The organism is Streptomyces sp. NPDC001634, assembly GCF_040298185.1.
In the GTDB taxonomy this organism is placed as follows: Bacteria; Actinomycetota; Actinomycetes; order Streptomycetales; family Streptomycetaceae; genus Streptomyces.
This window is the reverse complement of sequence record NZ_JBEOZU010000185.1, coordinates 1-7,135: the sequence shown is the minus strand read 5'-3', so window position 1 is coordinate 7,135 and position 7,135 is coordinate 1. Positions and strand designations below refer to the sequence as shown.

The following is a 7,135-nucleotide window of genomic DNA, read 5'->3' as shown; positions in this document are numbered from 1 at the left end:
TGGACGACTGCTCGTCGCGCACATGCAGTCCGAGGCCCGTGCCGCCGGGCTCGACCGTGTCAAGGTCGTGTCGCATCGTCCCGCCGAGGACTTCTACCACCGCGCCGGTGCAGTGCGGACCGGGACCGCGCTCGCGAACCCGCCCGCCGTGCCGTGGGACCGTCCCGAATTCGAGTTCCGCATCCCTTCGGAATGACGCGCCGTGCCGGTTCGCACGGCACCGGCGATCCCTCCCGCCGACCCCTCGCTTCACCTGCCGCACCCTCCCCAAGGCCCCGCCTCTGGGCGCACTCGGCTCGCTGCATCACGCATCCGCGATGCTCGGAACTCCTGTGCCGGTCCGACCGGTACGCCGATCGGGCCCACGCTGCGTGCAGACCTGGATGAGCGGGACCGGCAGATCATCCACATGCGGTTCGTGGAGGAACTCACCCAGGCCTAGATCGGCGAATGCCTCGGCGTCTCCCAGATGCACGTCTCCCGACTCCTGTCCCGCTGTCTCGCCCGCCTGCGCGAGGGCCTGCTCACTACCGGGTGACAGCCGGCTGTCCGCGCTCCGCTGATGCCCGCCACAGCAGTGGCGGGCATCAGCCGCATCAGGCGCCACGGCCCCGAGGTCAGGGCGGCGAGGCGTCCGGAACGGCCGGGCGACAGGCGGTGACGTCGTCGAGGCGCCGACCAGGCTGGGTCAGCCCATGATCCACTCGGAGACTGCAGCCATGGACTCCAACGGCATCTCAACGCCCTCATCACTGCCCGCCGAGCCGCACAAGGCACCTGTCTCCTTGATGTCTGCGTGGGCGTGCACTGGGCCGGTCTCACCGAGGACTGCTGTGCCGTAAGAAGGGGACCGCCATTCGAGTGGCATGGTCCCTGGAGTGCCTGCGGTAGAAGGTCACGTGTACTCCGTAGAGAAAAACTGTCATGGTAGCAGTAGACATTCCGACGTCGCATGGTTAGCGTTACTACGTACCCAGAAGTCGAAGTGGGCGCAGCAGGCATGAACTGCTGTGCAGGTAGACCAGAAAGACACGGCCCCAGCGGGGCTGTGAGCAGTACCCGCGGTATCCGCGCAATCGAGAGGTAAGGAGCAGAACGCCATCAGGATCGCCCGGGCGAGGAAGCAGTCCGCCCGGGTACCGCAAGACCCCGGATTGGAAGGTGGTCCCCGGTCACGCATTCGCGATCCCCGCAGCCCCGCCCTCCCAGGCGGCCCCTGCGGAACAAGAAGGCCGGCGCAGTGCGCCGGTAGATGGTGTTGAAAGCTCGGGGCCCGGGTGCCGGTACTGGCACCCGGGCCCCCCGACGCGTCCCCGAAAGAAGAGGTCTATGCCGCCTGCCGGTTCCCGTCCCGTCGCCCCTCTCGACGATGACGACTACCCCGCCTACACCATGGGCCGGGCCGCCGAGATGCTCGGCACCACACCCGCCTTCCTCCGAGCCCTCGGCGAACACCGCCTGATCACCCCGCTGCGCTCCGAGGGCGGACATCGCCGCTACTCCCGTTACCAGCTGCGCATCGCCGCCCGCGCCCGCGAACTCGTCGACCAGGGCACCGCCATAGAGGCCGCCTGCCGCATCGTCATCCTCGAAGACCAGCTCGCAGAGGCCCAGCGCATCAACGAACAACTGCGCGCCGAAGGCAGCTAGCCTCAGCCGACGAGATCAGCCTGATCAGAACACCTGAACCCGAGGCAACCGATGTCCCGCTGGCGGCGAGGCGGCCGAGAAACCCCACCGCCGGTCCACAGCCCAGGCGGGCTCAACGCGTCAACCAGATCCCACGGAAGAGAAAACCGCGAGCGGGCGATGGATGTACTGGGTGAAGACGGGCGAACCCGGGGAAGAAGGAGTGGCAACGGACAGGAGGTTGCCATGGGTGGCGGGGACCTGGAACTGGGGCAGCTTCTGGCCGCCGCGGAGGCGGCACCGCCGGGGGAGTCCGTCGAGGTAGTTGCGAACGACTTGCGCAAGCGCTTCGGGGCGGAGCGTGTGTCCTCCCTGTTCGTCCCTGTTCGTCGACCTGGTGGGCCATCGGCTGCTGCGCCTGATCACACAGGCCGATGATGACGGGGACGCTGCCGAGCGGATCGACCTGGAGGGCAGCGTCTACGACGCCGTCCTGCGCAGCCAGCGCCAGCACGTGGAACCGGACGGCCTGGGCGGGCGGCGGGTGATCTCGCCGGTGACCAACCGCGGCGACTGCATCGGTCTGCTGGAAGCGACGCTGCAGAACGCCGACGACACCGTGCTCGCCCAGATCGAGGACGCGGCGCACGCACTGGCCTACATCATCGTCACCGACCGCCGCTTCACCGACCTGTACCACGTGGGCCGGCGCACCACCCGGACCAGCCTCGCCGCCGAGATCCAGCACCAGCTGCTTCCCTCGGCCTCCTGTTGCGAGGCCCCCAGTTCACCCTCGCCGCCAGCCTGGTCCCGGCCGACGACATCGGCGGGGACACATACGACTACACGCTCGATCGCGACACACTGCACCTGTCCATCACCGACGCCATGGGCCACGACACCCACTCCGCGCTGCTCGCCACGCTCCTGGTCGGCGCTCTGCGCGGCGCCCGCCGCAGCGGTTGTGACGCGCTCCAGCAGGCTTAACGCGCCCATGAGGCCCTGCTGACTCACAGCCGCGGCCTGGCCACCGGTCAATTGCTGTGCATCAGCCTCGCGACGGGTACCCGCGAACTGGTCAACGCCGGGCATCCCCGGCCGCTGCACCTGCGCAAAGGCGCCACCGAGGTCGAAGAGGTCCAGCTCGCGGCCAACTTCCCCTTCGACGTGGCAGCCCCCGCCTCCTACCGTGTCCAGCAACTCCAGCTTCTCCCCGGCGACCGTCTGGTCCTGCTCACTGACGGCATGCAGGAACGGGGTGCAGGAGCAGTCGACCTGGCATCCCTCATGCGGGACACCTGCGGACGCCACCGTCCTCAGCTTGGACTGGCATGGTCCGCAGCGCGAAGACGGGTAGGGCGCCGACGGCCGGGGCGCGCCAACGCCCGGCACGTACCCCCGCAGCCGAGGTTCACTCCTTGCCCGCCAAAGAATGGCCGCTGTGAGGGGATCAGGCCCAGCAGGGGAGGACGACACCGCGCCTGACGCCCGTGTTCTGCAGACCGCCATGGCGCTGGAGGGGGACGGCGTCTGCATCGCCCAGGCTCGCCACCTGGCCGCAGGTTTTCTCGTCCACGCCCGGAGCGGGCAAGGCATACCGGTCTCGCAGCGCGCCGTGGACCTCACCCAGCTGGTGGTCAGCGAACTGGTCACCAACGCCCGCAAGTACGCGCCCGGACCCGTACTGATGGAACTGCGGATCACGGGCGAAGTGGTGGAGGTCGTCGTGTGGGACTCCGACCCGGTGCTGCCGGTGGCGCGGGCCTCGGACGCCGGCCGCGTCGGACAGCACGGCCTGGAGATCGTGATGGCCGTCGCGCAGGGCGTGGAAGCCCGGCACGAGCCGGTCGGCAAACGCATCACCGCCCGCGTTGCCCTCGCTGACGTCCCCGGCCTGGCCGGCACCCGCGACAAACCCTAGGAATGCGGTCGGCTACCGCAGCCTCGCCGGCGTTCACCATCACGACCGTCCTGGCTGCCACCGCTCGCTCCCTGCGGCAGCCTGGTGCAGGGCGTACTGCTGTGCGAGCGTGAATCTACTGCAATACGTGCGCCAGCAGGTCCTTGCGAGCGGCGGCACGGCGGAAGCACGCGGCGTACAGTCGGAGGGTCCCCAAGGGATGCCGGTCCGCATGCGGACGAAGATCCCATTGATGACCTGCCGGTGCTCCATCCACCGGCCGCCTCGACCGGCACGGTGAGCCTGCTCGCCTTTGACAACGGGGGCTTTTCACGGAAGGGCGCATGGACGTTACACCTGTCCGGCCTGGACCAGCACCGCCGACCAGCTCGTGGAGACCTCTCCAGGTGTGCCCGTCCTCCAACGGCACCCGAACTCAGAATCCGGATCCACACCGGGTGAGCAGTGGCCACGTCGGTCGATCATGAGCAATCGGGCCCGCTTCGAGCGCATGTAGGTTGAGCCGCTCCGTTAGCAGTGAGTCCTGCTGAAACTCCGGATTCCATGTTGCGTTACTGACGTTGTTGCCGTGATGTCGTCAAGGTGAGGCCAGTTTCGGCGAGACATCCGTCGATGAGGTTGCTGCGGTACTGGATCTGGCGGAGACCGTGCCGAAGCGCGCTCATGAGGTGGTCAGGGTCGGTGAATGCGGTGTTGGCCTGGCTGCTGCGTCGCAGCAGCGACCAGATGCCCTCGACGGGGTTGAGGTCGGGTGCATAGGACGGCAGGAAGTAGCAGGTGATCCAGTCGTGGGTACTGATGAACTCCCGCAGTCGGCTGTCTCTGTGCACGTTCAGGTTGTCCCACACGAGCACGATCGGTGCGCCGAGTTGCTGGTGGGCGGCGATGAGCAGGTCGCGGTGGTCGGTCCAGGCGAAGCTGCGTCTGCCGCCCCGCTTGTGATCGACGTGCCGTTTGGGCCGGTATTCCAGACGTGAGCGTTCGCCCTGCTTGTAGCAGGCCAGAGCGGCGATGGAGAAGCGGCGCTGGGAGCGTCCCCGCACTCGGATGACGGGTGTGTGGCCGCGCCTGGCCCAGGTGCGTGCGGTGGGCGGCGTCATCGAGAAGCCGGCTTCGTCCTCGAAACAGAGCCAGGCCCCGAGCGCCGCCACGGCGTTTCCGCCCGGGGCCAGGTCTCCTTCACCCAGCCGGTCACCGCGTCCTCGTTGCGCTCGATCGCGCGGCGGGCGGGAACCTGGTGGCTGAAGCCGTGCCGGTGCAGCATCTGCGCGATGGCCGACAGCGTCATGCTCTTGTGGAACCGGCGTCCGATCAGCGTCTTGATCCGCGCCAGCGTCCAGGTCTGGTCCGGCCAGCCGTGGGCTACCGGCCCCCTGGCCAGTTCCTGCTCGAGCACCTCGAACAGTGCCTCACTCAGCTTGGGCCTGGACGCCTGCCCCTTCGACTCCAGAGCCGGCGTTCCGCCGTGCTCCCATGCCTGGTGCCACCGCTGTACCGACCGCACGCTCACACGTAACTGCCTGGCGACGGCGGCATTGTCGTGGCTCAGGGCGAATAACTCGGCCGCCTGCATCCGGATCTGCTCGCGAAACGCCCGTCGCTCCGCGGTCAGCCCGCCCCCTTGCGGATACCTCATGTGACCGGCCTACTGCGGCAACCACAGCTTGTCGACCCCCACGACATCACGCCAGCAAGGTCAGTAGCAGCGGGCCGATCGGCTGATCTTTAGCAATCGTGCGGTCCGCCGGGACGGACCGTTGGTCTGAGGTCCGGTGCAAGGAGCGGGAGAACCTGCCCCGCTTGCAAGTCCTCTTCCCCCGGGGACGTCGCCGAGCTCACCAGTCTGCTCGCGCCCGGCGACGCCCGATGTTTGCGGCGGTCAGGCCGTGTTGGAGCGGGTCGAGGTGATCACGACGGATGTGTAGGGCATGGTGGCGTGGCCGCCGAGCTTGTCGATCGCGGTCCCGGCGCTGTCCAGGACCTCCGCCATTTTGTCTGCGGGGAGATGGGTGAGGCCACCGAAGGTGGGGAGTTGGTCGAGCCACTCCTCTCGGGAGTAGGTGCGCTCCCAGGCGAAGCGCCACTGTTCCGGCTCGCTGAAGCTTCCGGTCTGGCGGATCCCGTCGGCGATTTTCGCGAACAGTGGCTGGTATGCGTCCACGGCCGATCCTCTCAGCAGGCCGGGGTTGAACGGGGAATCGGGGGCGACCCGTTGGAGGGCTTCGGCGAGGGCGTCGATCACCTCGGCCGGTAGCTGGGGGACGTGATGGAAGGGGGCGAGCCGGCCGCCGGGCCGGAGCACCTGGGCCGCCTTGGCCGCGCCGGCGACGGGGTCCACCCAATGCCAGGCGGTGCCGGCGATGACCGCGTCGAACTGCCGCCCGGCCGGCTGCCAGTCCTCGAACCTGGCGACCTCGACCTCGACATGGCTGCGTCGCGCAAAGGCGGCCATCCGCTCGTCGGGCTCGACACCGAGCACCGTGCAGCCGGCCGCCTGGAATTGCCGGGCCTCGATACCGGTCCCGGCTCCGACGTCGAGGACGTGCCGACCGGGACTTGCCGCGACGATCCTGTCCACCAGAGCCTGGGGATACGGCGGTCGGGCGCGGTCGTAGCGTTCGGCGTCCACGCCGAATGACTCGGCCGTCTGCCGGTGGCGGTGGGGCTCGGGGCCGGACTTGTCCGGCTGTCCCTGCGATAAAGTGGGCATGCGCCCACACTAATGGGCGGTTGCCCACTTGTTAAGGCGGGGCGGCGCGGAAAGGGAGACAATGCCGTCAGGAGTGCACATCCACAACGTGCGCGGTCAGTTGTTCGAAGCCGCCGAGCGCGTCCTGCTCCGGGACGGGCCCGACGCGTTGACCAGCCGGGCGGTCACGGAGGAGGCGAACTGCGCCAAGGGCGTGCTGCACCGGCACTTCACCGACTTCGACGCTTTCCTGGCGGAACTGGTCCTCGACCGCGTCCGCGGCATCGAGGAACGAACCACGACTCTGCGTGCCGCCGCCGGCACCGGGAGCGTGGTGGACAACCTTGCCGACGCCCTGCAGGACCTGTTCGGGCCCGTCACGGTGGCAATCGTCGCGCTCATCACCTTCCGCGACGGCCTCCGCGCCCGGCTGCGCGAGGCCGGTCTGACCGGCATCCCACTGGCCATGCAAGGCACCGCCATGATCGCCGCATACCTCACCGCCGAGCGGGAGTCGGGGCGCCTGGCCGGTGACGCCGACATCGACACACTCGCCCCCACCCTCGTCGGGGCCGGGCACCTGCTGTTCGCCGACCGGACAAGCGCCCCGCCGCAGACCACCGCCGTCCGCAAGATGGTGACCACCGTCATCGCCAGCGCCTTGCAACCACCCCAGTCGTAGGTCGGGCCGCCGGTCAGGTGACGGAGGATTGCACTACGTCCAAGAGGCCGGATGATCGAGAAGTTCCCGGGACTGATCACCACCGACCGCAGGTGCTGCTAACACGCCCCGGAAGATTGCTAGTAGGACTCCGTTAGGTCTGTCTGCCTGCAGTGTTCAGGGGCATGAGGACTGTGTGGACGCACATGAAGTGAACCGTGTTCGGGCGATGTTG

Annotated in this window: 6 protein-coding genes and 2 pseudogenes; 6 read left to right on the top strand and 2 right to left on the bottom strand. The window is 68.4% G+C overall.

Annotation, left to right across the window (positions count from 1 at the left end; genetic code table 11):
- The 5 genes and pseudogenes from ABT186_RS47180 to ABT186_RS47160 all read left to right on the top strand — a co-directional run.
- Nucleotides 1-196: GNAT family N-acetyltransferase (locus ABT186_RS47180; RefSeq protein ID WP_502973553.1), on the top strand; the 196-nt coding region annotated here is incomplete at its 5' end.
- A gap of 171 nt (nt 197-367) precedes the next feature.
- A pseudogene (locus ABT186_RS47175) lies at nt 368-538 on the top strand (sigma-70 family RNA polymerase sigma factor); the annotation flags it as partial.
- A 791-nt stretch (nt 539-1,329) separates the two neighbouring features.
- Entirely contained in the window at nt 1,330-1,650 is a 321-nt protein-coding gene (locus ABT186_RS47170; protein WP_351930594.1) for a MerR family transcriptional regulator, read from the top strand.
- 225 nt (nt 1,651-1,875) lie between these two features.
- Nucleotides 1,876-3,114, top strand: a pseudogene (locus ABT186_RS47165) (PP2C family protein-serine/threonine phosphatase).
- Between the two features lie 22 nt (nt 3,115-3,136).
- A complete protein-coding gene (locus tag ABT186_RS47160) occupies nt 3,137-3,550 on the top strand; it encodes an ATP-binding protein (protein ID WP_502973552.1) in 414 nt (137 codons plus the stop codon).
- 551 nt (nt 3,551-4,101) lie between these two features.
- On the opposite strand, the gene ABT186_RS48240 is transcribed toward ABT186_RS47160, so the two are convergent.
- Both ABT186_RS48240 and ABT186_RS47145 read right to left on the bottom strand, forming a co-directional pair.
- Nucleotides 4,102-5,186, bottom strand: a protein-coding gene (locus tag ABT186_RS48240; protein ID WP_502973551.1) for an IS630 family transposase whose coding sequence is annotated in 2 segments (ribosomal slippage) — nt 4,102-4,740 and nt 4,743-5,186 — 1,083 coding nt in all. Because the reading frame shifts where the segments join, the coding sequence is not laid out codon by codon here.
- Nucleotides 5,187-5,429: 243 nt separating this feature from the next.
- Nucleotides 5,430-6,260, bottom strand: coding sequence for a class I SAM-dependent methyltransferase (locus ABT186_RS47145; RefSeq protein WP_351233562.1), 831 nt, complete (start codon nt 6,258-6,260; stop codon nt 5,430-5,432).
- Between the two features lie 61 nt (nt 6,261-6,321).
- Here ABT186_RS47145 and ABT186_RS47140 point away from each other — a divergent pair, with 61 nt between their 5' ends.
- Nucleotides 6,322-6,921: a TetR/AcrR family transcriptional regulator gene (locus ABT186_RS47140; protein ID WP_351930591.1), complete on the top strand. Its 600-nt coding sequence runs from the start codon at nt 6,322-6,324 to the stop codon at nt 6,919-6,921.
- Nucleotides 6,922-7,135 lie beyond the last annotated feature (214 nt).